We start from the raw sequence: 25,477 nt of genomic DNA, 5'->3' as shown, positions 1-25,477 counted from the left end.
TTCCTGCTCACCGCATGGGATGGCACGGCATATGGCAAGGATCGCGGTAGGCGGCGGTCACCATCGGACTGCCTTTTCGCGTCGCGAAATCGTCCGTCGATTCTATCGAGGCGATGTCAACGTACTTCGCTGAAGCAGGGCGCGCTCGTCCTGGAGTATCACTTCCGAACGCAGCATACGACCATCCTTCGTACCGAGACGAATGACGACATAGGTATCGACGGGCAGATCGCATACCGTGATGATGCCATCGTGGATCGTATAGTCGACATCCTTCAGAGTACGTCCTCCGAGGTCCTGACAATCGAGCGTCATCCCGGTCGAGACCGTAGTGAGCTCAGGAACAGGACCGTAGTCGACGCAACGTCCCCTCCGACGAACGTCGATCTTCGACACCACGTTGCCGCTGCTACCAGCACTGCTGTCGATGGCGATCGCGCTGCTGGCATGACCACCGACGTCGGCGCCAGCCTTGTTGAAGGATCCATTGCTGAGCCACGTCCTGTCCTCCTGCCGGATCAACACACGAAGCTTCGCCGACCAGGGTAGATCCGAAGCCGGGATCGCGAACATCTTCTGCCGAAGATCGACGCTATCTGCCAAAATCCAGCAACGTCCGGTCTCTCCATCCCACAGGGCGATGCTTCCATGACCGCCCACCTTGGACGATACGGACCACGATATCGGGATACTGTCGTTCACGATGGCGACCGTCCCGTTACCCGGAGCGCCGATATGGACTTCCTGTGCCTGTGTCGCGATCCGTGTCGCCAGTAACATCGAAGCGAGAAGCAGACATCGCGTTCTGGATCGATACCCTTCGTAGGTGATCATGATGATAAATGCCTTCGTTCGGTGAACATTCCGGAGGAACGAGATCGTTGTTTGACCCGAATCGTTTTGCCCAATGGACACAAAACGGGGCCGGTTCAGCAAGAAACATATCGAATGCGCTCTTGATGTCCGGGTATCTGTCGTCTACGTAAACCTGCCGTGATCTCCTGTCTTCGGGCAACGCGAAAGGACTACTACTTCCTCTTCGCATGACATGGATGATACATGACTTGACGAATTCAGACCTCGCCACCCGTGTATACCGATTCTTCGACCCTATGTACCTGATTCGCCGCTCGGCCGATCCATCGCATCCGGATCCCGTTCACTCCTGCCGGTCACCGATGATCGTGCGTAGCACATGCGAACGTTTGATGATAGCCAGGCCGACGGAGATGCGCCGGGTGAGAGGATCCGTACCATCGAAGAAGACATGGTCACCCTGGACGATCATCCCGCTGGAACCGCCGCCATCGAGATTCATGGCGTCGTATGCTCCGAGCAGCTTCATCACGGATGCCATCTGCTGCAGCGTCGCCCCCGTCTGATGTTCTTCGGAGCGTGTAGGCTCCACCGCGGCGATGATGATGCGATTACCCAGACGGTCGACACCAAGGGCCGTACGAGCGAGATTCTGCTGGATGAAGCGTCGTCCCGTCGATCCCTCCGACATGGCTTCATGTTTGGCCACGCCATCGCGGACGAGACGCGGGGTGCCGCTGACGGCATTCATGAATCGTGTGCCACGGTGGATGTTGGTCTGATACGTGATCGTCAACGTATCTCCGATGCGCGGGAACGCGCCGCGCAGCTGACTGCGCGGGAACGACACGATGCATCCCCTCAACGGCATGTCCACCGTACCGGAATCGATACCGAGGATCTGGCAAGGCACGGCGACGTTGATACCGGGCGAACGCAGGTACCGCAGCCTGATCTTGATCATCGGATATTCGGCATTCGCCTCGCGCTGCGCCTCGGCGATCTCATTGCGGAGTTGCTCCTGCGTGAGGGCGATGTCGGACGAATCCCCTTCCAGCGTCATCGTGTCCTTCACGGCCTCCGCGAAGAACTTCTGGACCTCCTTCGCCGAAACATGCGGGATCTTCGGACCACCGTAGTCGTTGTAGATCACGATACCGGTACTGTCCATGCGACGGTTCACATTGGCCACCGGAAATGTCCTGTAGCCGAAGGATACCGTACCGCTGATAGCGAACGTATCGATGATCATCGTGTTCTTCATGTCGAAGAAGGCACTCGACCATTTCTTGTACGGATTCATCTCGACGACTTCGCCGTCGATGACGCAGGGTCCGATCGGCGTATTCCGATAGGCGCGCCAGAAATTGGCATTGACGAGACACAGGGCGTTGTTGCTCGTCGTTTCGTTATACCGTCCGTACATATCGGCAAGACGTTCCAGCCCGTCGTTGGCGTTCTCGGCCTTGACGATACGCACGGCGTTGCCCTGAACGGTCCGGTCCATCGTCACGACATGAACGTCGAGAGGCACTGCTCCATTGGAGCGATACTGATAGTACTGGACGCCGGGAGACAGTTCATGCTCACGCATGATGGTCAACCGCGTCATGGCCGTGTTACGTATGTGCGGCGCACGGACGCGTCTGCTCCGTTTCGAGGCTACCCGTGTCTTGCCGGCCTTCTTCGTCCCGGACCGAGACACGCCCTTCTTCCGGGTCTGTGCCGAAGCGACGGCTTTCTTCTTCCTGCCCTTCTGTCCGGCCTCGACGTTGGGAGGTATGGCGATGCAGAACGCGAGCGCCATGAGCACTGCAACGAGAAGACGATATGGTAGCCGGTGGGGGGTCGTCATGCACTTGGGTTCAAAGTTAGGATCGTACCGCATGGCAGCCAACCCGCAGATATCAACACCTACGTCGTGCGCCCCGAGTCGGCCCGACCTTTTTCGTAGCTTTGCCCCGATTTGTTCCATTGCATGCAAGACCGAAAACATGAGCTCGGTAGTGTTAATCGATCGCGCCACGGGATACGTGACGGTCAGCCTGAACCGTCCCGACAAACTCAATGCCCTGAATTCGGACGTCCTGGATGCTCTCGAGGCAACCTTCGCCGAGATCAAGGCCGATCCCACAATCCATGCCGTGGTGGTGACCGGCAGTGGCCCGAAGGCCTTCGCCGCCGGTGCCGATATCGAGGAACTCCACCGGCAGGACACCTATAGCGGTCGTCTGTTCGCGGAGCGTGGACAACGCGTGCTGAACGCCATCGAGCGTCTCGGCAAGCCCGTCATCGCTGCCGTCAACGGCTTCGCGCTCGGAGGTGGTTGTGAACTGGCCATGGCCTGCCATATCCGCTTCGCTTCGGAGAACGCACGATTCGGCCAGCCGGAAATCAACCTCGGAATCATTCCGGGATACGGCGGTACGCAACGCCTGAGCCGCCTCGTCGGCCCTGCGAAGGCGATGGAACTGGTGTTGTCGGGTGACATGGTAGGAGCCGACGAAGCCCTGCGCCTGGGCCTGGTCAACCGCGTCTATCCTCAGGACACGCTCCTTGCATCGACCCAGGCGTTCGCCGCCTCGCTGGCAACGAAGGCTCCCCTGGCACTGTATGGCTGCCTCGAAGCCGTGCAGGTTGCCGATGACACATCACTGCTCGAAGGTCTCTTCGTCGAAGCCAGCATCTTCGCACGTGTCTGCGGTACGCAGGACTTCAAGGAAGGTACGCAAGCCTTCCTCGAGAAGCGGCAGGCATCGTTCAGCGGACGCTGAACGACGAGATGACGAAGATCGTCGATCTGATCCATTCCCTGATCGCGATGCCCGTGCTGGCACTCGCCAGCCGCATCGCGGCGATCTTCAATGCGAAGGCCGGACAACGATTCACGGGACTTTCCGGCGATGACTGGAAGGTCCCGTCCCATATCGGCCCTACGCTATGGGTCCATGCAGCCTCCATGGGCGAGTTCGAACAACTCGTTCCGGTCCTTCAGAGAATCCGTGCATCAAGGCCAGACGTCTACATCGTGGGCACGGCGTATTCACCATCCGGTTTCGTCCATCAGCGACGCTCGGGCCTGGTCGACGACCTCCACTACCTCCCCGTCGACACCCGGCGCAACGCGAGGAAGACGGTCCGCTCCATCGACGCGGATGTACTGCTGGTCGGCCGATACGACCTGTGGCGCAATCACGTCCTGGCCTGTTCCGCTCACGGTACGTCCGTCATGCTCGTCAATGCGACGATGCCGTCGTCCGGACGCAAGGGATTCCTCCGGAGCTGGACGGCCGACACCTACCGTCGATGCTCGTCCATCACTGCCGTCACGGAAGCGGATGCCGCAACGTTGCACATGCTGACGGAACGAGTCGTGGATGTACTCCCCGACACGCGATACGATCGCATCACGGATCGCCTGCATCATCCCCTGGCCGATATTCTCGCCCTGCGTGACGAGAGCGTCACGACGATCGTTCTGGGCAGTTCCTGGGAACCGGACGAGGACCTCTTTCTTCCTGCGTTGCGGCTTCACGGCCTGCGTCTCGTCATCGTTCCGCACGAGCCGACGGAAGATGCGCTGCAGCGCATCGAACGACGCTTCCCCTGTACACGTCTGTCCGTCGCATCCGCAGGAACGACAGGTCATCTCGTCGTGGACAGTGTGGGCAAGCTGCTTTCGCTCTACGCCATCGCCGACGCAGCCTTCGTGGGCGGTGGATTCGGTGCCGGTGTCCATAGCGTGGCCGAACCGGCCGGATACGGGATTCCGCTCGCCTGCGGTCCGCGCATCGACCGTGCTGCCGATGCCATCGCACTACGCGATCTGGGTGCACTTCATGTCGTCACGACCGTGGAAGAAGCCATGACATGGATCACGATGCACGTCGTCGATATCGACAGACGCAAGCAGGACGGAGAGACCGCCGGACGCTATATCTCGTCGCGTACGGGCAGCAGCGGAATCATCGCCGATCGTATCGATGCGGCCTTGCCGAAGCGAACGACAGAACCGTAACTCAGTGTATGACGGAGACCGTCGCCGTTCGCCGGTCCCGTCCACTACGGCAATACACCTGATAGACACCCGACTGCAAAAGCGATGCATCGATATCGGCTCCTCTTCCCTCCAGTATGCGCCGCCCGGCGACGTCGAAGAGCGTCCATTCGATACCGGACGGCTCTGTCACCGGCCATGCGATCCTGAACCGGTCACGGACAGGATTGGGATAGATGCCGAGCGGAACGTCGCCATGCTCTTCCCGTCCATCGACCCCCACATCGTGGGGAGGGGTCAACTTGAGAATGCATTGCTTCAGATCGTCGATGGAAACGTAGACCGAACCGTCGTTGCCGACGGCGACACCGACGGGCCGTGCCCATCTCGTATCGCTGTTGTTGGTATCGTTGATGAAGCCCGTACAGAAGTCCTGAGCGACGTTCGCGACGGTATCGTTGTCGTCGTCGAACTCCAGGAAGACGATCTTCGAACCGCTGAGTGGCTGTCTGTTCCATGACCCTCGCAGGGCCATGAAGGCTCCGTGGCGCCATCGCTGCGGGACGTTGTCATGCGTGAAAACGATCTGCATCGGTGCCGAATGAGCAGTGACGAGGGCGGCCGGTGGCCGCATGGATGCGACGAGTGCGGTATCGCGCGCCGTCGTCGGCTTGATGTCCTTGTAATCCGATGCATCGAGATCGAACCAGCGTTGATAGTGATAGGCGAAGGGATAGCCGTAGAATCCGTTGTCCCTGATGAGATCCACCCATTCGGGCGGGATGTCGTTGCCCTGCAGATCGCTTCCGTTATTGTTCCCCCATAGCCTGCCCGTCCGTGGATGAAGCGTAAGGCCGACTCCGTTCCGGATTCCCGTGGCGTACGGACGACGTCCGCTGCCATCCATCTCGTACTCTTCTATGAGAGCCCTGTCCGTCTCGCGATCCGCATTGCCTCTCGACCCTACACTCACGTAGAGCTTCCGGTGCACGGTATCGATCACGAGGGAGCGTGTCCGATGATTCCCTCCGAGCTGATTCTGCTGCTCGGCCTTGTTGATGACGACCTGCCGCTGGTCGAACCTGTATCCGTCCGGGTCGCTGCGCCAGAGCTTGAGAATGGCCGCCTCCGTACCGACGTACATCGTATCACGCCAGAATCGCACGTCATGTCCGTTCACGAATCCTGTTGCGGCTACGATGGCCGTATCGGCGATACCGTCGTGATCGAGGTCGGGCAGGGCGAGAACGTTTCCGCGATTCATGTTGGCGACGTAGAGCACGTCGTTCGGTCCCCATGCCATGAAGCGTGGTTTGTTCAGGGTCGCGACCGGAGCTGCGTAGAACACGGACGCCGTCCAGCCTTCCGGAAGGTTCACGGAGTTCGTCGGCGACGGCAACGAGATCGCGGAGGCGAAGCGGGGCGGGACGGTGATGGTGGTACGGACCAGCCCGACGGACGATACGGGAGTCATCGGTATCGTGCCCGGCTGGGGATCGTCCTGTGCCATCAGGGCCGTACAGGCCAGTATCAGAAGAGGAATCGTGGTACGTATACGGTACATCGCATCACCCTGGAACTGTTGGTATCCCACCAAAAACAACGACCCCCTTCCGGCGTATACCGGAAGGGGGTCGACTGGTTTCGTCCGATCTCTTGGCTTAGCGTACGACGTTCAGCACTTGCGGTGCGCTCGTGTACGGGCCGGAGATCACTTGATAGTAGTACGTGCCGGACGGGAGGAGGCTGAGGTCCACCGTCAGCTCATACTGACCCATTTGCAGATCCGTATCTACGATGTCGAGGACACGTTCGCCCATGTTGTTGTACAGGGCGATGGTCGTGTGACCCGAGAGACCGATCGAGTAGTTGATGACCGTCGTCGAGCTTGCCGGGTTCGGATAGCTACCCTTTACACCGAAGGCGGTGTTCGTGATACCTACCAGGCGGAGACCCTTGGCGCACTGAGGATCGACGACAATCTTGCCAGGTTCGTTGTTGAAGACAACGTATTCCTTGCGCTCGATGTTTTCGCTCTCATGGTCGTTCCAGTACATCTGGATCGGGAGTTCGCTCGTGAAGAGGTTGTTCGGATCGGCACCCTTCGCGAGGAATGCATCGAACGTCAGCTTGAAGAGCGGCGTACCGTTGTCACGCAGCGGCGTCTTGACGGCGCGCTTGTCCTTCAGGTCGATTTCGATCATGTTGGCACTGACCTGGTCGAGCTTCAGGATGTCCCAGCCATCCATCTGAAGACCAGTGCGGATGACGTCGTTCATACCCGTACGCGGGCGGACCAGCGTGTTATCGTAGGAGATACGGATGCGAACCTGCGTCAGATCCGACGGGGCGATATCTTCCGGCAGGGCCTTGAGTTCGACGGCGACGTCGACGGACTTGCCAGGAATGGTCTTGTAGTCACGGCCGATGAAGTCGGTCGTTTCAAGATAGATACCGTTACCGACGAGTTGGGACGTCTTGGTTTCCGAAGCACCGCTCGGATTCGTGATGTCCTTGAAGTCGATGGCAGCCGTGAAGGCCTGAGCACGTTCCGGCAGACGGCCAGCGAGGTTCTGACCGGCCTTGATGCGCGTTACGTAGTTCGGCGTGAAGCGGACGGTGACGTCGCGCGATCCACCGGCAGGAACGGTCATCGTGTTGGTCAGAGGATTCGTGACGACGTAGTTGAGGGCGTCCGGACCGGTGATGTCACCGATCTCGATCGTCATGTCGGCCGCGCTTTCGTTACGAACCGTAACCGTCTTCTCCGTGGAGTTGTAGATCCAGTGCTCGAAGTCCTGGTTGGTTACGATGAACGTGCCTTGCGTTTCTACGCGGGCCAGCAGCGTGTACTGACGCTTGTAGGTAGCATCGGACGTGATTTCGTACTTGACCGTGAACGAACCGGGGCGCGACGGCGTGAAGATGACGGGAACTTCCCATACATCCGTGCCAGCCTGGAGAACGACGGGGTTAGCGACGCTCGGGCGTTGCCACGTCGGATCGATCGTGAAGCCTTGTGCGTTGTCGAGAAGCTGGATGTCCGTGATCGTTACGGAGTGCGTACCCTTGGCATCGCCAGTCGTAGGATTGGTCGTGCCATCGGGATGCTCGTTGACGATCTGGAGCATGTACTTCTTGGGAGCGTCTGCGAGTTGGAAGAGACCGAAGTCGTGATCTTCACCCTTGACCTGCGGCTGCCATGCGGTAGCCGTGAGTTCAGCCGAGACCGAAGCACCGGATTCCGTTTCGAAGAGAACGGCAGCGACGTAGTCGTTGCGTTCTGCAGCGCGGTTCGGCAGTTCGTTCGGAACGAAGGCGACCGTGATGTAACGCTCACCGGCATTGTTCGGACCAGCAGCGAGCTGGGTCGGGAACGAACCGACGTTACCATTATCGACGATCTTGAAGGCAGCGGCATCAGCACCCGTGATGACCGGTTGCTTGAAGGTGAGAGGCTGGTTACCGGAGTTACCGAAGACCAGCTTCGTTTCGTATTGCGAGATACCCTTGGCCGTCACGACGTTGTCGATGACGCGCTCGTTCCACGTAAGCGGATTGGTGTAGGGTGCGTTAGCGACGCCCATACCTTCGAGAACGGCGATCGTGTCGTATTCCTTGGCATTCGTGTAGAACGGAACGTCTACGCGGTGAGCCACATCGGCTTGACCCTTCGGGCTGTACATGACCGTGAACGTGTAACGCTCACCACCCTTGATCGTGATCGGCATCTTGTCGTCTTCGAGACCGATCGGAGCGAAGAAGTTACCACCATGGTTCACACCATCGAGGTAGGTCTTGTCATAACCCTTGATGATGACGTCGACGTTGCTTGCGTTCGTGATGACGACGGGCTGGCGGACACCAGGCGACGAAGCCGGAAGCGTACCCCAGTTGCGATCGCCGACGTTGACCTTCGGTTCGGCACCGCGGACACGGAGTTCCGTAGCGGGCATGTCGAAGCAGTCGAGCGATACGAGAACCGTGTCGAGCTTGAGCTCGGGCGACGTGATCATGGCGCAGACCTGAACCTTCTGGCTCGCACCCGGAGCGAGCGTGAAGCTCGTCGGATTGAAGGTATACGTGCCAGGGAAGTATTTGGCCTTGATTTCCTTCACGTTCAGAGGCGCGTTGGCGTTCATGTTCGTGAAGGTGATTTCCTTGCAGGAAGGCGTGTTGTACGGCAGAACGCCGAAGTCGATGGCCTTGGGATCGAAGGCGAGCTTGTCGGCGATATACGTATACGTCTTTTCGACGAACTTGCCGGAGCGCGTTACGACGAGAACCGTAGCCGTTGCATCCTTCGTCTTGTCGAGAACCTTCACCTGGAAGCGAACCGTGGGATCGCCGCTGTTGAAGTTTTCGTCGACGATGAGTTCGTAGTTGTCGAGAACGTCGGCATAGACGGCGAAGATCGAACCGCACGTCGTGTTTTCGGGCAGGATCTTGCCTTGAGCGTCGACGTCACCGCAGACGATCTGTTCCTTGACGCTGAGCGAATCATCGCAGGCGATGCTGAGATCGATGGCGATCGGCGTACCGTAGGCACGACCTTGTTGCAGACCGTCGAGCGAACCGTAGTTCCATGCAGCCCACTTCACGGACGGAGCGTCCGATTCGATGGTGTGGTCACCCGTGCTGATGTTCGTGCGAACATAGGCGAAGGGCGTACCGGGCAGGAGGCGGGGCGAGAAGGCCGACGACAGGGCGCGACCATCGAACTTGATCTTGCCGACTTCATCAGCACGGCAAACGATGTTCATGAAGTTGTCCATACCGTCCGGTGCATAGAACACACCGTAGTTCACCCAGCGATCGACCGAGGGAACGTACTGGAGCATGGGCATACCGGATTCGACCGTCGGGTGACCTTGGGGAAGGTCGACCTTGCCATCGTCCGAACGACCCATGAGGGGAGGAAGGATCTTGGCATAGGACTTACCGTAGTGACCGACGAGAGCCGGCTTGCTGGTCTTCCAGAACTTGGGAACTTCGACCGACGTAGCGAGGAAGCTTTCGCCCTTGCGGAGCGTACGTTCGTTCTGAAGGCCGGCACCAGTGACCTGCATCGACTGAACGAGCGTATTGTCTTCGAGAGCGACGATACGGATAACGTCACCCTTGTCATCGTCGATACCGAATTCCTGAGAAGCCATACCGACGACGCGCGTCGGCGTATACTGGCAAGGAACCGTTACGAATTCCGTACCGGCCATTTCGACCGGCAGCATGGCGTCGTGAACGTTGTTACGGACGAAGTGAGCTTCGGCAGCGAAGGCACCCGTCGGAGGAAGAACGTCCGGATAGCGCATGATGGCCACCTTCGTGTGACCGGAAACGACGCTGACGGGACGGCTGGCCTTGATATACGTACCGGAAAGGTCCGTGGACCATTCCTTCGTACCGTTCGGATCGATCTTGGCCTTGATGAGGAAGGTTTCACCACGCTCGAGCGTTACCGTCTGCGTGCTGCCCTTCGGCGTGGAAACGGCATCCGGACCACCTTCGGTCGTAACCGTCGGCGAATACGTGACGACCGTGTTGTCCTTGTCGGCGATCACCAGGATCTGGCCGGGGCGGTTCTTGTAACCGGCGCCTTCGGTACCGTAGCGATCCTGATAGAAGTTCATCGTGAAATAGTTCTTGCCCCATGCTTCCACCGGAAGATGGCGAGCCATTTCACCGTTACCCTGCCAAGCCTGGAACGTCGAAACCGAGATCGGCTTGTCCGACGTCACCATGATACCATGGCCCTTGCGGGTTTCCGATTCCTCGTTCATGTAACCGATGGGGATCGGAATCTTCGCCACTTCGTTCGGCTTGAGCGTGACTTCCCTGTTGATGCCAGGGTTGTTGTTACGACTGGGGTCGGCCGGCGTCGTGATGCGCACCTTTGCCTTGCTCTTCGAGGAGATGAGCAGCATCATCGGCACGGGCATCGGCTTTTCCGTCGGGCTAGCCCAGACCTGCGGGAAGGCGACGACGTACCGGCGCCCTTCGATTAACGACATCGTGCCCCTCTTCTCAGTCGTCGTCGTCTGAGCCGAGAGTACACCGAGCCCCGTGATGAACGCCAGCAGCGCTACCACAAGGGTCCGTGTCGTGGAGGAAACAACTCGCATTGGATATGCTCCGAATGTGATTTGGATGGAGATGAAGTTTTGAACGAATTCTTCGTAGCGTGTCGAAGGGTCTGCCTTCAAGGTCTCTTTCTCCGGGTCAACTGCCTAATATAACAGAACCTTAGATATTTCCAAGCTGTCTGTTACCAACATGGTAAAAGCCCGTTTTTCAAGGGCTTTTTCCTGCTCACTCCATAACAACAACGGTACAGGGTAAAAGTTACATTGAAGTGCCAGATTTTTTCCACACACACCCGCGCTCCAGGAATCGACGTAACCGGGTGTTGACCCAAGGCTCTACCGGCAGAACGGCTACCGCCAGCAACGCACCGACCAGCACGTCGATAACGTAGTGGTAGCGGAGGTAGATGGTCGACAGGATGAGACTGCCTCCGATGACGACGAACAGCCACCGGAATCGCGACCTGAAGCGGAATGCGAGGAGAATGTTGACCAGGGTCATCATCGTATGCCCGCTGGGCATGCAGTCCCGGTTGACCAGGCCTGCCGCGTCGACGACGCCCCTGGCCACTCCCCCGCCCACGTTGATGAGGTCCCGCAACAGGGGTGTGAAGATGATGCCCGGAAGATCGACGTCCAGCATGCCGAAATCATGCAACGTGAACCGGGGTCCGATGGCCGGCAGTGCGAAATACAGGAGGTACGAGACGTAGTAACAGAAGGCCATACCCCGTGCGAAGATGTCGAGCCTGTCCACATCCCCTTTTCGCCAGAGCTCGACGGCCTGGATGATGGGCAGGAGATAGAAGAGGAAGTAGCAGATCTGGAGGTATTCCGTCAGTGCGGGCACGCTGAACCGGGCCAGCCACCTCGTGGGATCCGTACCGAAGATGGCCCTGTCGATGGCGATGAAGAGATGGTCGTAGTCGACGGGATGCACGATCCGTACGAATGCATGCACCTGGTCGTACATGAGATAGATGACGGGAATGATGTAGAACCGGCGCAGGAAGCCGAAGACGGGCAGTTCGGTCGTGACCCATGCCACAATGAGGGCCATGATCGTGACCCCGATGAGCATATCCTGCAGGATGATGCTGGATGCATTCGGAACGTACGGGTAGAAGACCAGCGCCAGTACGCAGTAGATGGCCATGACGACGGCCGTGTAGATGTCGTAACTCACGATGGATGCACGAATCTTGTCCATGAACTGCCGCAACTGGTCCGTCGTCGTGGCAATGCCCATCATGCCCTCCCCGCCTTGTCCGCAAGATCCTTCCAGCAACGGTAGAGCTCCTCCGGCGAGAGTTCCTCGGCCCTCGTCCTGGCAAGGTCGAACGGACCGGTTTCCCGTGCGAGGTCACGGATGGATACGCCCAGCGTCCGGCCACACCATTCAGCGAGACTGTTGGACAGCACCTTCCGGCGCTGGCTGAAGGCGGCGCGGACGAAATTCATGTAGGCAGGCATGTCGACGTCGAACGGATCCGTCTCCCGGAATTCGAAGAGAACGACGGATGACGTTACGTCCGGTCGCGGGAAGAAGCTTCCCGGCTGCACATGGAAGAGCACCTTGGCCCTGGCCGCGAAGGCCGTTGCCACGGCGAGGATTCCGTATTCCTTGGTGCCCGGCTGACCTACGCACCGCCGCGCCACTTCGCGCTGCATCATGATGACGGCGCGTGAAACCGTACGCCGATGGTCGAACAGCCAGAAAAGGATATCGGAGGTGATGGCATAGGGAATGTTGCCGATGACCTTGACATGATTCGCAGGGACTCCCGGACAGGCCATGGCCGGGTCCACCTTGAGGATGTCCGAGTGCAGGACCCGGAACCGGTCGTTCTTCGCCCAGGGTTGTGCCACGACGTGATCGATAGCCCTCTGATCGACGTCGACGGCCACGAGACGTGACAACCGGCCGGCGAGCAGACGCTGCGTCAGCACACCCGTGCCCGGTCCGATCTCGATCACGTGATCTCCCTCCACGGCCTCGACCGCAGCCACGATCCTGGATGCCGTACCGGGATCCGTCAGGAAGTTCTGACTGAAACGCTTCTTCGGGGCGAACGTGCTCATGCTTCTCCGCGCAATTCGGCGAACGCGTCACGGAACCGCTGCCACTGGCCGACGAGATCGTCGGAAACGACCTTGACGTCGGCAAGCACGGGCATGAAGTTCGTATCCCCGTTCCACCTCGGCACCGCATGGATGTGGAGATGATCGGGCACACCGGCACCGGCGCCACGCCCGAGATTGGCACCGACGTTACATCCGTGAGGACGCATCACGTGCTCGATGACGCGCAACGACGTCTGCACGGCGCCGATGAGCTCGTGCGCCTGGGCCGTACCCAGCGTCGCGAGATCGCCATGATGCTCCTTCGGAGCCACCAGCAGATGACCGGCATTGTACGGGAATCGGTTCATGACCACGATCGTCGATGGAAAACGCGCTACGACGAGATTGTCCGGCGTATCCTCCGTCGCTGCGGCACATGCGCACAGGAAGCAGCCTTCGGCGTTACGTTCGTCGGCGCTCTGGATGTATGCGGATCGCCAGGGCGACCAAAGTTGTTGCATGGATATGACCCAAGTATTACGGAGCGATGCCCGCCGCGGGAGACGCGCCCCCTGCTCGTTCGGAGAGCGTCGACATCAGGATCCCGGACACAGCGGAACGGCACCATAAAAATAGCACCTGCCTGCATCCCGTACCGTCCATCGAAGAGATGTATCCGGTTCCTGCCGTCCTCACGGTGCGAAGCGCAGACCCATTCCCATCTGCAACGCATTCACCCGAAGATTCGCGGAAGGACTCATGTTGGCCAGGCCGATGGTGTAGACATGGCGAACATGCTGCCGAACGGAATGTCGTAGTGCAAACCAATCCTGAATGCCATGCGCACATCCGTTCGATCGGGAATATCGTCGCGGCCCGTGACGATACCTCTGCCTCCATCGACGTATTCGACGCTTCCCGGAGGGAACAACGAGGGATCGAACTTCGCGTCCGGAGAATCCAGCAGTTCCACGCGCTGCTCTCGGCTTGCCGAGACCGGCACACCGATCACGGGTCCGACAGCGACACCGAATCCTGAACCGAACAGATCGAATTCGAAGAGGGATCGAGATCGATCAGCGAGTATCCGACCTCGGCGACATGCTGCACCGTCGAATAGACGATGTTCTGATCCTCCTCTACCGAAGGAAGACGGTCACCGTTCACGCGATAGTTGGCAGGCAGCTTGTCGTAGACGACTCGTGTGGTGACGGACGGTCTGAAAGTGCTGGAGCGTCCGAAAAAGTATTCAGCCGTGATACCTGCATAGTAGCCATCGGCTCTTCCGTCCGTGAAATCCGGACACAGGACGTCTCCGGCAACAGATCGGCATCCCGGACGAATGATAGACTCGATTGTATCCTCCGGCGAAGCCGACGTACAGCCTCGGCATGCCGTTCGGCATCAGCGGGTCGTCGGCAGAATGCTGTGCCGACGAATTGCTGCTATCGAATGATAGCAGCAATCCGACGACGACGAAGGTTCGAGTTACCAGGGAGACGCGCGTCCACCCTTAGAGGGCGAAGCGCAGGTCGACACCCATCTGCAGCGCGTTGATCCGGAGATTCGCGGAGGGGCTCACTTCGGTAATACCGAAGTTGTAGTAGATACAGGGGACGAGGAGCAGACGGCCGATCGGCATTTCGTACTGCGCTCCGGCCTTGATGGCCACACGTACACCGGCGCGATCGGGGATGTTGTCACGGCCCGTGACGATGGCACGGCCACCGTTGACGTATTCGACACTTCCCGGAGGAAACAGCGAAGGATCGAACGTAGCATTCAGCGGCTCGATCAGCTCCATGCGTTGCTCACGGCTCACCGAGATCGGAATACCGACCGTGGGACCGACGACGACGCCGAAGTTCGAATTGAAAAGGTTCAGCTTGTAGATCGCTTCGATGTCGATCAGTGAATACTTGATCTCGGCGACGTGCTGCACCGTCGAGTAGACGATGTTCTGGTTCTCGTCCACCGAAGGAAGACGGTCTCCATCGACACGGTAGTTGGCGGGCAGATTGTTGTAGATCACCCGCGCAATGATCGACGACTTGGAATCCTTGGGACGCCCAAGGAGGTATTCGGCCGACATGCCGAAGTAGTAACCATTGGCAGTACCAGTCGTGAAATCCGGACACAGGACGTCACCGGCGACCGACTGGAATCCCGATGAGTGCAGTGAACGATTGTATCCCGCTACGGGACCGACATAGATCCGCGGCTTGCTCTTGGCCGGGATGAGAGGATCAGCCAGTTCCTGCTGAGCCGTAACGATCCCTGCGGATCCGAAGATCAACAGGAGGACGAAGTAAACGAGTCTCCTCATACGTGCACCCTAGTTGACGATAATTACGGGGACGCTCACTTCCCCGCTCCCATGCTGAACGACTAACCGGTAAAGGCCAGACGATAAACCGGAATGCGTGAATTTAAAATGCTGCGAGCCTTTTATCAAGGACAAATTTTGCCCAAGTGCCACAACATCGCCGGCTACGTTCACAATATGCACATTCACGACCGTTTCCAGCGTCGACAAAACCTCGAGGTCGAAACTTTCCGATGCAGGTTGCGGATGGACGGCCGCATGCACGACCGGTATCGTTCCGAGCCGCACCATCCGCAGGCCCGATGCACACTGCTCGGCCACGATTCCCGCCACCGCCGATGACCCGTCGATACACGACGTCTCACCGGCCTGCAGGATGATCGTGAACTGTGCAGGATCCTTGAGCATGGCCAGCAACGGCACGCTCCACGTGATGTCGGCAGGCACGGCCATGCTGTCGAACGTCATGACGAAGCGCTGCTCATTCTGCTCGATCCGCACCGTCGTACGGGTCTGTATTCCGTTGTGCGTCACGATGGCGTCGACCGTCGCAGCTTCGACGACGAGACGCGAGCGCGGCACGGTTGCCGTGATGGTCAGGGGTTGCGACGATGCGAGAGTCGCAGCCGTATGCCATGCCATGTCGACGCTGAACGACTTGCCCGGCTCGGTGGTGATCTGCGGTGTGATCGCCGTCTGCGACGGCGAATAGATGATCCTGACGTTCTTCTCGTGGACGATGTCGATGTCGCGCCCCACGATGTGAGCCGTGATCTTCGATGGTGTCGTTCGATCGAAGACGGTCGTTCCCGTCCACGTCCGTTCCTGCCCGGGCATGATGGTATCGGGGAAGACGACGACGTCGAGCGGAACCGGTATTCCCCCCGCATTCACGTCGATACTGTCGATGACGACGTCGACGTCACCGGTGTTGCGGAACGAAACCGAATACGGGACATCATGACAGGCGATCGCGGAAGCGGGTGCCGTCATGGAAGAGATGTAGTCCTTCTCGTCGATGGTCCTGCCACGCCCCCTGATGGTGATGCGCGATGTCATCGTCGCATAGGCGGGTGCCGCGTCATGATCGACATCGATGTACATCACGTGATCGCCGGAACGCGTGGGCACGAAACGTATGAGTCCATTGCGGTCGAGATTCGTCCCCTGCTGTCCGGGTGCGAGCATGGCCGGGTCGATGGTGAATGCCGCGACGTCCGGACCGCTGATCCTGAAGGCGTGAAGCGTCAGGGGCTCATTCCCGCCGCTGTGCAGCACCGTCGCGATGGAGTCCTTCGGAGTATTCACCAGAACGGATCCCATATCGATATCGAACGGTGTGATTTCGGGCAGCGTTCCGACACCTCTCAACGTTATCGTTACCGTATCGTGATAGCGCCAGTCCACGACCGCCTTGTATCGCGCTTCGAACGGCCCGACCTGCACCGGCTGGAAACTCCCCAGGTCCGCCACGCGATCGTTGCCGGAGAACGACAGCCTACGATTCCTGAATCTGGTCATCACGAAGGGGGCGGTCCGACCTTCCTCCCGGACGATCATGACGGTACAGGCCGCTTCGCCGAGGTTCGCCAGCGTGATCGTCGTGTCGTTGATCGTTCCGATGCGGCGACGTCCCCAGTCGATCACGACGTCATGGACATCGGGTCGTATCCCGCGTCCCCGATATGACATGCGCGGGTTGATGGCCGGTGTCGACTCGACGGTATCCGTACGGGAATATGTCCTGATGCTATCCGGCGTGAAGCACACCCGGACGAGGATCGTATCACCCGGAGCGAGCGTCTTCGGAAGTCCTGCAGCGGCGGCGTCGACGACGAACTGCGGAAAGGACCCGGCGAGCGACAGCGTGTCGACGACGATGGAGACACTTCCGGTATTGACCACCGCCACCCGAGCACAGGCCGTATCGCCGATCCGCACCGGACCGAAGTCGAGATCGTGCGCCACGAGAGAAGCGGATGTCGTCACGCGTACATCGATGTCCTTCCTGAGATCGCATGGCAGATCCACCGCAAGCGTGGCCTGTCCTACGTCTCCCGTCGAATCGGGCCTGAAGCACACGATGACGAAGATCGAATCGTGCGCGGCCAGCGTCGTGTCCCTCCTCGATGGAGTCACCGAGAATCGCACATCTCCGATCAGCCTCACGTTCCTGATATGCACGGGTGTACTGTCCTGATTACGTATCCACACCGTGTCGCAGTCCCCGCCCGTGACGGAGGCGAGCTGGACGTCGCGAGGCACGGCGATGTCGGGAGCATCGTAGCGATAGACCCATTCGCGACCATTCCCCTGGTCGTCGTACGAATGGATGGTGATCACGCCGTCCTGCCACGGATCCTTCACACTCGCATAGAACTCCGTAGTACCGTTCGTATCGAGCGGCGGCGAGATGTTCCAGCGGAAGTTCGTGGTATAGGCCGTCTGCACGGTAACGTTGTCGACCTTCGGCACGTTCGTGCGGCTCGTATCCTGGATCGTCCCTTCCACCGTACCGCAGTTGACGGTGAGCCTGTAGGTCGGCGGCGATCGATCCTCGACCGGTTGTGGCTCGTAGGATACGCCGAACAGATTCGCATAGGAGTCGAACCGGCTCGTTCCATACATGACGCCCGAGAACGTGCCTTCCTCGCACGTCAGTGAATGCACGCCGGGCTGCAGGCGCACCTGGGCCCAGTGCAGCGTCGTACCCGCCATCACCTGCGTCGCGAGTGCGGGCACCATCGTCGTGGCAAGCGTCCCGTCGATGGTGAGCGTAGGCAGGGCCGTTTCCTCGACGACGAGGTTGATGAAGAAATGGAAGGTCTGCCCCGGTATGTCGTCCTGCTTTTCAAGTGTAGGGAACTGTATGAGCGCCGAACTCACGAACTGTTCGATCGGCGGCACCACGACCATGGCGGGATCGATGTTCTCCGTCGTGTCCGTCGGCTGCCTGCTCGGCATGAACTGGACGACGAGGAACGGTTTGTCGCTCGACCAGAGGATGGGGATGTCGACGTTCTGGAACTCGATGCTCTCACCGGCGGAGTTCAACTGCACGGATGCAGAGCCGAGTTCGGATGAGAAGGTGACCTGCGTATTGTCCTCGGAAGCGACGATGCGCACGTAGTCACCGTTCCGTACCAGGGCGAACGGCGTCGTGGCATAGCGCTTCCCCCATTTCGCGATCGGGGGCAACATTTCGACCAGGTGGTCCTTCGAGTACACATCCCGCCTCGGTATGGAGGTACGCATGTGGCCCGACAGCACGGCGACGGGTTTGGAGGACCTGATCCTGCTTCCGCTCAGATCACCCGTACCGACCGGTGTCCTTGCGGACTTCACGAAGTAGGTCTGATTCCTGTTCAATGTCACGGTCTGTGTAACGCCTGCCTGTCCTCGGTATGTCCGGACGGAGGGCGTGACCTCGATGACCGTGCCGTCCTCGGGAGCGAGGACCATGAATTCACTGGAACGCACCACGGTATCCAGCGTGGCCGATGGAGACGACAGGTTGTACCGGTCGTTAGGACGGCAGACGGTGAGATAGTCCGTTCCGAGATGCTTGATCGGAATGGCGATGTAACTGTCCGTCGATGCCGCCAGCGTATTCACCGTATAGACGACGACGGGAACGTCGGACGTGATGCCGATGCCGAGTTCCTGCACCGTTTCCGACGATATGGCAGCATAGGACGCTGGTACCGTTTCGGTGAATACCGAGTTGGCGCGGACATAGCGGACGACGGGACCGAATACCGGATAGTCGATGGTGACCACGGCATCGAACTGGGAGGCGATGAAAATCTGCAGGCGCGGCGCGGCGCGGAACTCTTCCAGTTCGTTCTGCATGAAGCCGACGATGAACCGTGTTCCTTCGAGAGACGATCCGCCCTTCCTGGGTAATATCCTCTCCTGCTGTGCCCTGGAAAGATGCACGGCCAGCAAACCGAACAGAAGTGTACACAGTAAACAACGCCGCAGCACTGTCCCTCCGTAGGTGGCTCACGACGATGATAACTAACGTTCGGGAATTTGGTTACATCCCCTCGCCGGTTTTTATTTCCACGGCTTTGAAGGGTATGGGCAGGGCCCTCATGCGCGGTCGGTCCGTCCGCCACAGGAAACCGGGAAGACGGAATTCCTCGACACGCCCCATGACGAGATTCTCCGGATGATGTTCACCGGCCACACCACCGAGCCAGTAGATGTCTTCGGGACGACCCTCGATGAAGTCGACGACGATCGTATCGCTGGTGAACCGCGCCACTCCTTCTCCCCGTTCATCCTCGGTACGGAAATAGATGCTCTTGGCGTTATCGACGGCCGTGAGCTTCCGCACGGTATCCTTTACGATGCCGATGACGATTTCCCGCCCGCTGATCTGATCGAACCGGTCGGGATGGACGGTATCGGTATGATTGACCATGATGGCATTTCCCGTTCCGGTGACCTTGTGCAGGGCGTGCTGCGGCGCGTCCACACGTATGGTGTCGCTCTTGAGCAGCATGGAATCGCTCCAGAGGATCGGATCCTGTTCGAGCATGATGATTCCCGAGTCCATCGCATACTTCATTCGCCGGCTTCGTGCGGAGACCGAGCCCCGGACCATTTCCGCATTCCCGTTGGCCAGATAGAACGCGGAGTCGCCCCGCCATGTCTCGAGCGAGTCGGCGCGGATGTGCATGGTATCCTGTTCGTCCGGATCCCACTGCCATGCCGAAGCATCACCCGTGATCTGCATGTAGCCCCTGTTCCGGTCGTGATAGGCGCGCGCGCCGGACAGCCAGGCCGTACCGACGGAATCGGATATCACGACGCGCCCCATCGCCCTGTTGATGCGCGTGTCGCGTTCGTGGATGACGGTATCGGCCCAGATGCGTGTGGAGTCGTCGATCACGCGGACGGAGTCGACGAATGTGGCCACGTGGGCCTTGGTGGAATAGGAGACCTTCGTCGACCTGATGGTCCTGTTCCCGTCGATCACCGTCACACCTCCACGGGCGTCGGTCATGAAGTTGCCGCCGTCATACGTGGCGAGCGGTGCGAGCATGGTCATCGTCCCCTGAACTACCTTGACGTTGCCGTAGAGCTCTACCCGGTTGAGCAGAAGGTAGTGGAAGGCACGGTCGCAGGTGACGATGACGTTCCCCTGCTGGAACCGTACCTTGCCGATATATTCCCGTGTGCCTGACTCCGTCGGCCCGGTCCCGATCATCGTTTCCGAACTGCCGGTATAGATCAGGGGCTGCTCCGGCCCCATATCGTCCTGTGCCGTAACGGGTACGAGGCAGCACAGGACCGCGGCGATGGCCAGAAGAAAAGATGCTGAACGCGTCATATCCTCAAAACTACGTGCCCGCCGCGTGATAATTTTGCAGACACCTTCCTGGAGTATTCTTTTCATCGTGTACGAAATCGCAACTCTCCCGCGTGAGCGGGCCGTCATCGTGGCCGTCGTCCGCAAAGGATCCGACCCGGCCATCGTCACCGAACACCTGGACGAGCTTACGCTCCTGCTTGACACGGCGGGTGCGGACGTGGCAGCACGCCTCTATCAGGAGCGCGAGCGCCCGGACATCTCGACGGCGATCGGCAAGGGCAAGATCGAGGAAGTGAAGGAACTGGTGGTGGAGAATGGCTGCAGCATGGTCGTCTTCGACGACGACCTGAGCCCGGCCCAGGTCCGCAACCTCGAGAAAGCCCTGGAAGTCAAGGTTCTGGACCGCTGCGGCGTCATTCTCGACATCTTCGCCTCGCGCGCCAGCTCCGTCGAGGCGCGCACGCAGGTGGAGCTGGCCCAACTGGAATACCTCCTGCCCCGCCTGACGCGGATGTGGACGCACTTGTCGAAGCAGTTCGGGGGTGTGGGAACGAAGGGCCCGGGCGAAACGCAGATCGAGACCGACCGACGCATGTACCGCACACGCATCCAGCGTCTGAGGGCCAAGCTGTCCGACATCGACTCCCAGCGCTCGGTACAGCGCAAGTCACGCGAGGGCATGCCCCGCTTCGCTCTCGTGGGCTATACCAATGCCGGCAAGTCCAGCCTCATGCGCGTCATCACCGAAAGCGACGTCCATATCGAGGACCGACTGTTCGCCACGCTCGACACCACCGTACGCGCCTTCGCGCTACCGAGCGGACAACGCGCCCTGCTGTCCGACACCGTAGGCTTCATCCGCAAGCTGCCGACCCAACTGGTGGCTTCGTTCCGCACGACGCTTGCCGAAACACTCGAAGCCGACGTCGTCCTCCACGTCGTCGACGTCGCCAACGAACACTTCCGCGACCACATCAGGGTGGTGACGGAAACGTTACATGACCTGGGCGCCGAGAACATTCCAATGCTCCTCGTATTCAACAAGATCGATGCCGTGGAAGAGCGCCATCTTCTCGATGATGTCGAAACGGAATATCCGGGCTGCGTCTTCGTTTCCGCAGAGCGTGGCATCAACATCCAGCGCCTGCTCGTCCGCATGCAGGAGACCTTCGAAGAGCATGCCGTGACGCAGACGCTGATGATTCCCTACGACCGCATGAAGGAGGTCGCCCGGCTCTATCAGGACGCCGAAATCCTGAGCCGCGAGGAAAAGGATGCGGGCGTGTACTTGGCTGTCCGCGTACAGAGCGATAAATTGACCGGGTTCACGGCCCGCTACGGCGGATTCGTGATCAGGCACCACGACGAATCCTTCGAGTAACACCGTACTACTGGATACCACGACATGACGGCAATCTGGATCGCACTCATCGCCATCGTGACATACACCGTCACCATCGGTCTCGTCGTCATCGGACAGGAAGTGCATCCCGTCGTTGCGATCCTGCTGTTCGCGCTGGTATCCTATGGCGCATTCAAACTTTTCCAGACGCGCCTTACGCGCCTCTGATCCGCTTCACCGAAGGTTCTGCGCATGCTGCGCCATCTGTCGATCCGTGACTTTGCCCTGATTGGGACCGTCGATCTCGATATCGGGCACGGTATGACCGTTCTGCTGGGTGAAACGGGTGCGGGAAAATCCATCATCATCGATGCCCTGGCCGCCGCCCTGGGTGAGCGCATGTCGTCCGACATGCTCCGCTCTGGAGCACGCAAGGCCGTGGTCGAAGCCACCTTCGACTCCTCGTCGATGCCCGCCCTCGTGAAGGCCATCCAGGACAAGGAACTGGGATGGGATGGTACCGACGTCGTCTTCCGCCGCGAACTCACCTCGTCGGGCACGTCGCGCTGCTTCGTGAACGACACACCGGTACAGGCCACGGTCGTACGCGACCTCGCCGAACACATCATGGACTTCCATGGTCAGCACGATACGCATGGCCTGCTGAGTCCCGCACGTCATCTCGAAGTGCTGGATGCCGCTGCCGGGTTGTCAGCCGATGCCGATGCCGTACGTACGGCATGGTCGACCGTCACGGCCGCACGCACGGCCTTGCAGACGATCCTGGATCGCTCCGATTCCGTCGATGCCGAACGTACACGCCTGCAGTTCCTGCTCGACGAGATCGCCGGTATCGGCCCGGAACCGGGTGAAGACGAGCATATCGCGGCAGAACTGCGACGCGCCGAATCGAGTGAACAGGTCGTCGCCCATGCCTCCGCCGCCCACAGCGCTCTCTATACCGGAGAAGGCAGTGCCTATGACGACATCACGAACGCCCATCAGCATCTGAAGGCACTGACGGGCTTCGCGCCCGATCTCGAACGCTTCCTGCCCGAACTCGATGCCGCCCTCGTCAGCATCAAGGAAACGGCCAAGGCCGTCGCCGCCTATGCCGACCCGGAGGACTTCAGTCCGGAACGTCTGGAAGAACTCCGTCAACGGCAGGTCCTGCTGCAACGCCTCGTACGCAAGTACGGCACGCTCGATCGTGCGGTGGAGGAACGCCAGCGCCTCGAGCAGGACGTCCATACGCTCGAGCATATGGATGAAGCCATGGCCGCCGCGGAGCGCCGCCTGGAAGAGACACGTACCGCCGCCATGACGTTGGCGAAGAAGCTTTCGAAGAAGCGGACCACCTTCATCGTGGACTTCCAGAAGCTCGTCAACGATGGTCTGCACGAAATGGGTATGCCGTCGGCCGTCTTCAACGTCCACCACGTCACCGGCGAACTCGGTTCTACGGGAATCGACAGGATCGAATTCCTGCTTTCGGGCAATGCCGGCGAATCGCCCAAACCGCTCGGCAGGGTGGCCTCCGGCGGTGAACTCTCACGCGTCATGCTTGCCGTCAAACGCGCCATCGCACGTCAGGGAGCGATGGCGACGATGGTCTTCGATGAAATCGATACCGGTATCAGTGGCCGTGTGGCCCGTCATGTCGGCGACGTGATGAAAGGTCTGGCCGAACGCCATCAGATCATCTGCATCACGCACCTGCCGCAGATCGCATCGCTGGCCGATGCCTTCGTGAGCGTACGCAAGACCGAACACGACGGCATCACGGAAGTACAGGCCTCCGTCATCGATACCGACGCCGCACTTACGGAAGTGGCACGGCTGCTCAGTGGCGTCGACGTCACCTCGGCCGCCCTCGACGGAGCCCGTGAGCTCATGGGACGGCGAACCGCAACGCGCAAACGGTAACAGGTAGATCATGCTCGACCCGGGTTCATATCTCTACAACAGGACCTTCCTCTCCTACGAGGAACTGGAAGCACGGCTCGCTGCGAAGGTGGAACCCCTCGCTATCTCGCGCGTCCTCGACGCATACGAAATGGCCCGAAACGTCCACGAATTCCAGAAACGGAACGACGGTACGCCCTACTTCTATCACAGCACACGTGTGGCCCGCATCCTGATGGACGAGCTCGGCGCCTACGATACGGACCTTCTCATCGCTGCCCTGCTGCACGACGTTCTCGAGGATTCCGACACCATCACGAAAGCTGTCCTCGATTATAATTTCGGCAGCTATGTGACGTATCTGGTCGTGACGCTCACGAAGGATCTTTCCAAGCACAAGACCGATCCGGACACCGTCGACATCGCTCATGCCGAGGTCCTCAAGTCGGCCGGTGAGGACTGTCTGCTGATCAAGCTCGCAGCCCGGCTGGACAACTTCCGCTGTCTCTATTTCAACCTGAAGCGGAATCCGCTGATCTACGTGCGGAATACGTTCGAACGCTACCTTCCCCTCGCCGATGCCACGCAGAATCGTGGCCTTCATCATCTGGCAGCGGAAATACGCAAGGAAGCGAACAAGTTCCTGGGGTGAGGGTACTTTGGAAGAAGAGCATCCTCATTCGCTTCGTAGTATCACCTCAGAATTCTAGCGAACCAGACCACTCCATCAACTAGAAGACTCTTTCATTGGTGGTGGCAGCGGGCCATACCATTCCACTGGCGAATTGACCTGTGGAAACTTGTGAAGATACTTATCGCAGAACTCCAAGGTATTAGCAATCTTCAACTTTACACAATCATCTGCATGTTCCAATTCCGGGTCAAGAATAGCATGGATCTGTGTACTCACCGTTCGACGATCAACACCTAGGATTTGCGCTGTCGACATGACGAGCCGATAGTCCTTGGGCCATGGTATGGCAACTCGAGATTCTCGCCTCTGTACATTCGGATCACATACGCTCTTACTATTGTCAGCATCCTTGAATGGAATACGGAAGAACGGAAACTGTATCTCGAACTCATGGTGGTCCGTTCCCTGATATGGAATTGACACGTTGGTACCTTCCCTTGCCGCCCATCCTATCCATCCTGCTATCAGTTTGGCAGCTTCAGGTGTATAGTGGATCCCGGCCCAGTTTGCTCGTTCATATTCTGAGCTCGCATCATACACTGCCGTACCAAAGACTCCGTGTTCTCTGACGTATATAGTACCATATCCAACCGCTCCCCGCACCTTAATGCCATCAGCCAACAAACAGCAATAGAGCAAACCGATACTATTGTTTATTGCATAAAATACTGTCTGTGCGATAACACGATCTCCCGTGAGAGGGAAAGCAATCGCGATAGTATCCTGGAATAACAATGCTGTAGGGGTTTCCAACCTCCGTTCGTTTCCAATATGGGCCGACAGTGCATCAGGTAGTATCCTCTTCCAGATATCTTCTAAAGTATCTACCACACGTACCATCTGATCGTCTGTTAGGCTCTTAAAGCCCAACACATCTAGGAGACAGACAAATCCCTTATTCACCGTCCCTTTCATCCTCAGACACCC

17 protein-coding genes are annotated in these 25,477 nt (G+C 59.1%); 5 read left to right on the top strand and 12 right to left on the bottom strand.

What is annotated here, in order from left to right; all coding sequences use genetic code 11:
- Nucleotides 1–102 precede the first annotated feature (102 nt).
- Both BGO89_12015 and BGO89_12010 read right to left on the bottom strand, forming a co-directional pair.
- Complete coding sequence (locus tag BGO89_12015) at nucleotides 103–834, bottom strand: hypothetical protein (protein OJX57214.1); 732 nt, start codon at nucleotides 832–834, stop codon at nucleotides 103–105.
- A 325-nt stretch (nucleotides 835–1,159) separates the two neighbouring features.
- Complete coding sequence (locus tag BGO89_12010) at nucleotides 1,160–2,623, bottom strand: hypothetical protein (protein ID OJX57213.1); 1,464 nt, start codon at nucleotides 2,621–2,623, stop codon at nucleotides 1,160–1,162.
- A gap of 187 nt (nucleotides 2,624–2,810) precedes the next feature.
- Between BGO89_12010 and BGO89_12005 the strand changes: the two genes are divergently transcribed.
- Together BGO89_12005 and BGO89_12000 are read left to right on the top strand one after the other, a co-directional pair.
- Nucleotides 2,811–3,590, top strand: coding sequence for an enoyl-CoA hydratase (locus tag BGO89_12005; protein OJX57212.1), 780 nt, complete (start codon nucleotides 2,811–2,813; stop codon nucleotides 3,588–3,590).
- Nucleotides 3,591–3,598: 8 nt separating this feature from the next.
- Nucleotides 3,599–4,834, top strand: a complete 1,236-nt coding sequence (locus tag BGO89_12000; protein ID OJX57211.1) for a hypothetical protein — start codon at nucleotides 3,599–3,601, stop codon at nucleotides 4,832–4,834.
- Between the two features lies 1 nt (nucleotide 4,835).
- Here the strand turns inward: BGO89_12000 and BGO89_11995 are convergent, their stop codons facing one another.
- The 9 genes from BGO89_11995 to BGO89_11955 form a co-directional block, all read right to left on the bottom strand.
- Nucleotides 4,836–6,377, bottom strand: coding sequence for a hypothetical protein (locus BGO89_11995; GenBank protein OJX57210.1), 1,542 nt, complete (start codon nucleotides 6,375–6,377; stop codon nucleotides 4,836–4,838).
- A 97-nt stretch (nucleotides 6,378–6,474) separates the two neighbouring features.
- A complete protein-coding gene (locus BGO89_11990) occupies nucleotides 6,475–10,902 on the bottom strand; it encodes a hypothetical protein (protein ID OJX57209.1) in 4,428 nt (1,475 codons plus the stop codon).
- A 253-nt stretch (nucleotides 10,903–11,155) separates the two neighbouring features.
- Nucleotides 11,156–12,148, bottom strand: coding sequence for a hypothetical protein (locus tag BGO89_11985; GenBank protein ID OJX57208.1), 993 nt, complete (start codon nucleotides 12,146–12,148; stop codon nucleotides 11,156–11,158).
- The gene (locus tag BGO89_11980; protein OJX57207.1) at nucleotides 12,145–12,978 is read right to left on the bottom strand and encodes a ribosomal RNA small subunit methyltransferase A; all 834 of its coding nucleotides are present in this window, start codon (nucleotides 12,976–12,978) and stop codon (nucleotides 12,145–12,147) included. The genes BGO89_11985 and BGO89_11980 overlap by 4 nt, the downstream gene beginning before the upstream one ends.
- Nucleotides 12,975–13,481, bottom strand: coding sequence for a hypothetical protein (locus tag BGO89_11975; protein OJX57206.1), 507 nt, complete (start codon nucleotides 13,479–13,481; stop codon nucleotides 12,975–12,977). The genes BGO89_11980 and BGO89_11975 overlap by 4 nt, the downstream gene beginning before the upstream one ends.
- Nucleotides 13,482–13,717: 236 nt before the next feature.
- Complete coding sequence (locus tag BGO89_11970) at nucleotides 13,718–13,972, bottom strand: hypothetical protein (GenBank protein OJX57205.1); 255 nt, start codon at nucleotides 13,970–13,972, stop codon at nucleotides 13,718–13,720.
- A 501-nt stretch (nucleotides 13,973–14,473) separates the two neighbouring features.
- Nucleotides 14,474–15,286, bottom strand: coding sequence for a hypothetical protein (locus BGO89_11965; GenBank protein ID OJX57204.1), 813 nt, complete (start codon nucleotides 15,284–15,286; stop codon nucleotides 14,474–14,476).
- A gap of 9 nt (nucleotides 15,287–15,295) precedes the next feature.
- Nucleotides 15,296–19,234 (bottom strand): hypothetical protein, encoded by a 3,939-nt coding sequence (locus tag BGO89_11960; protein OJX57203.1) that lies wholly within the window; start codon nucleotides 19,232–19,234, stop codon nucleotides 15,296–15,298.
- Nucleotides 19,235–19,325: 91 nt separating this feature from the next.
- A complete protein-coding gene (locus BGO89_11955) occupies nucleotides 19,326–20,627 on the bottom strand; it encodes a hypothetical protein (GenBank protein OJX57202.1) in 1,302 nt (433 codons plus the stop codon).
- Between the two features lie 64 nt (nucleotides 20,628–20,691).
- On the opposite strand from BGO89_11955, the gene BGO89_11950 reads away from it, so the two are divergent.
- The 3 genes from BGO89_11950 (at nucleotide 20,692) to BGO89_11940 (ending at nucleotide 24,508) form a co-directional block, all read left to right on the top strand.
- Nucleotides 20,692–21,990 carry a GTPase HflX gene (locus tag BGO89_11950; GenBank protein ID OJX57381.1) on the top strand — a complete coding sequence of 433 codons (1,299 nt, stop codon included), beginning with the start codon at nucleotides 20,692–20,694 and terminating at the stop codon, nucleotides 21,988–21,990.
- Nucleotides 21,991–22,203: 213 nt separating this feature from the next.
- Nucleotides 22,204–23,877, top strand: a complete 1,674-nt coding sequence (locus BGO89_11945; GenBank protein ID OJX57201.1) for a DNA repair protein RecN — start codon at nucleotides 22,204–22,206, stop codon at nucleotides 23,875–23,877.
- Nucleotides 23,878–23,887: 10 nt separating this feature from the next.
- Complete coding sequence (locus BGO89_11940) at nucleotides 23,888–24,508, top strand: hypothetical protein (protein OJX57200.1); 621 nt, start codon at nucleotides 23,888–23,890, stop codon at nucleotides 24,506–24,508.
- 75 nt (nucleotides 24,509–24,583) lie between these two features.
- Here BGO89_11940 and BGO89_11935 read toward each other — a convergent pair whose 3' ends face one another.
- The gene (locus tag BGO89_11935) at nucleotides 24,584–25,465 is read right to left on the bottom strand and encodes a hypothetical protein (GenBank protein ID OJX57199.1); all 882 of its coding nucleotides are present in this window, start codon (nucleotides 25,463–25,465) and stop codon (nucleotides 24,584–24,586) included.
- Between the last annotated feature and the right edge of the window lie 12 nt (nucleotides 25,466–25,477).

It is taken from the genome of Candidatus Kapaibacterium thiocyanatum (assembly GCA_001899175.1).
Lineage (GTDB): Bacteria > Bacteroidota > Ignavibacteria > Kapaibacteriales > Kapaibacteriaceae > Kapaibacterium > Kapaibacterium thiocyanatum.
This window is presented reverse-complemented; position numbering and strand designations above follow the sequence as displayed.

What these genes read in the sequence shown, in the direction of transcription:
- BGO89_12015 (OJX57214.1), bottom strand. Translation starts at nt 834, where the DNA reads ATGATCACCTACGAAGGGTATCGATCCAGAACGCGATGTCTGCTTCTC.
- BGO89_12010 (OJX57213.1), bottom strand. Translation starts at nt 2,623, where the DNA reads ATGGCGCTCGCGTTCTGCATCGCCATACCTCCCAACGTCGAGGCCGGA.
- BGO89_12005 (OJX57212.1), top strand. Translation starts at nt 2,811, where the DNA reads ATGAGCTCGGTAGTGTTAATCGATCGCGCCACGGGATACGTGACGGTC.
- BGO89_12000 (OJX57211.1), top strand. Translation starts at nt 3,599, where the DNA reads ATGACGAAGATCGTCGATCTGATCCATTCCCTGATCGCGATGCCCGTG.
- BGO89_11995 (OJX57210.1), bottom strand. Translation starts at nt 6,377, where the DNA reads ATGTACCGTATACGTACCACGATTCCTCTTCTGATACTGGCCTGTACG.
- BGO89_11985 (OJX57208.1), bottom strand. Translation starts at nt 12,148, where the DNA reads ATGATGGGCATTGCCACGACGACGGACCAGTTGCGGCAGTTCATGGAC.
- BGO89_11980 (OJX57207.1), bottom strand. Translation starts at nt 12,978, where the DNA reads ATGAGCACGTTCGCCCCGAAGAAGCGTTTCAGTCAGAACTTCCTGACG.
- BGO89_11975 (OJX57206.1), bottom strand. Translation starts at nt 13,481, where the DNA reads ATGCAACAACTTTGGTCGCCCTGGCGATCCGCATACATCCAGAGCGCC.
- BGO89_11965 (OJX57204.1), bottom strand. Translation starts at nt 15,286, where the DNA reads ATGAGGAGACTCGTTTACTTCGTCCTCCTGTTGATCTTCGGATCCGCA.
- BGO89_11955 (OJX57202.1), bottom strand. Translation starts at nt 20,627, where the DNA reads ATGACGCGTTCAGCATCTTTTCTTCTGGCCATCGCCGCGGTCCTGTGC.
- BGO89_11945 (OJX57201.1), top strand. Translation starts at nt 22,204, where the DNA reads ATGCTGCGCCATCTGTCGATCCGTGACTTTGCCCTGATTGGGACCGTC.
- BGO89_11940 (OJX57200.1), top strand. Translation starts at nt 23,888, where the DNA reads ATGCTCGACCCGGGTTCATATCTCTACAACAGGACCTTCCTCTCCTAC.
- BGO89_11935 (OJX57199.1), bottom strand. Translation starts at nt 25,465, where the DNA reads ATGAAAGGGACGGTGAATAAGGGATTTGTCTGTCTCCTAGATGTGTTG.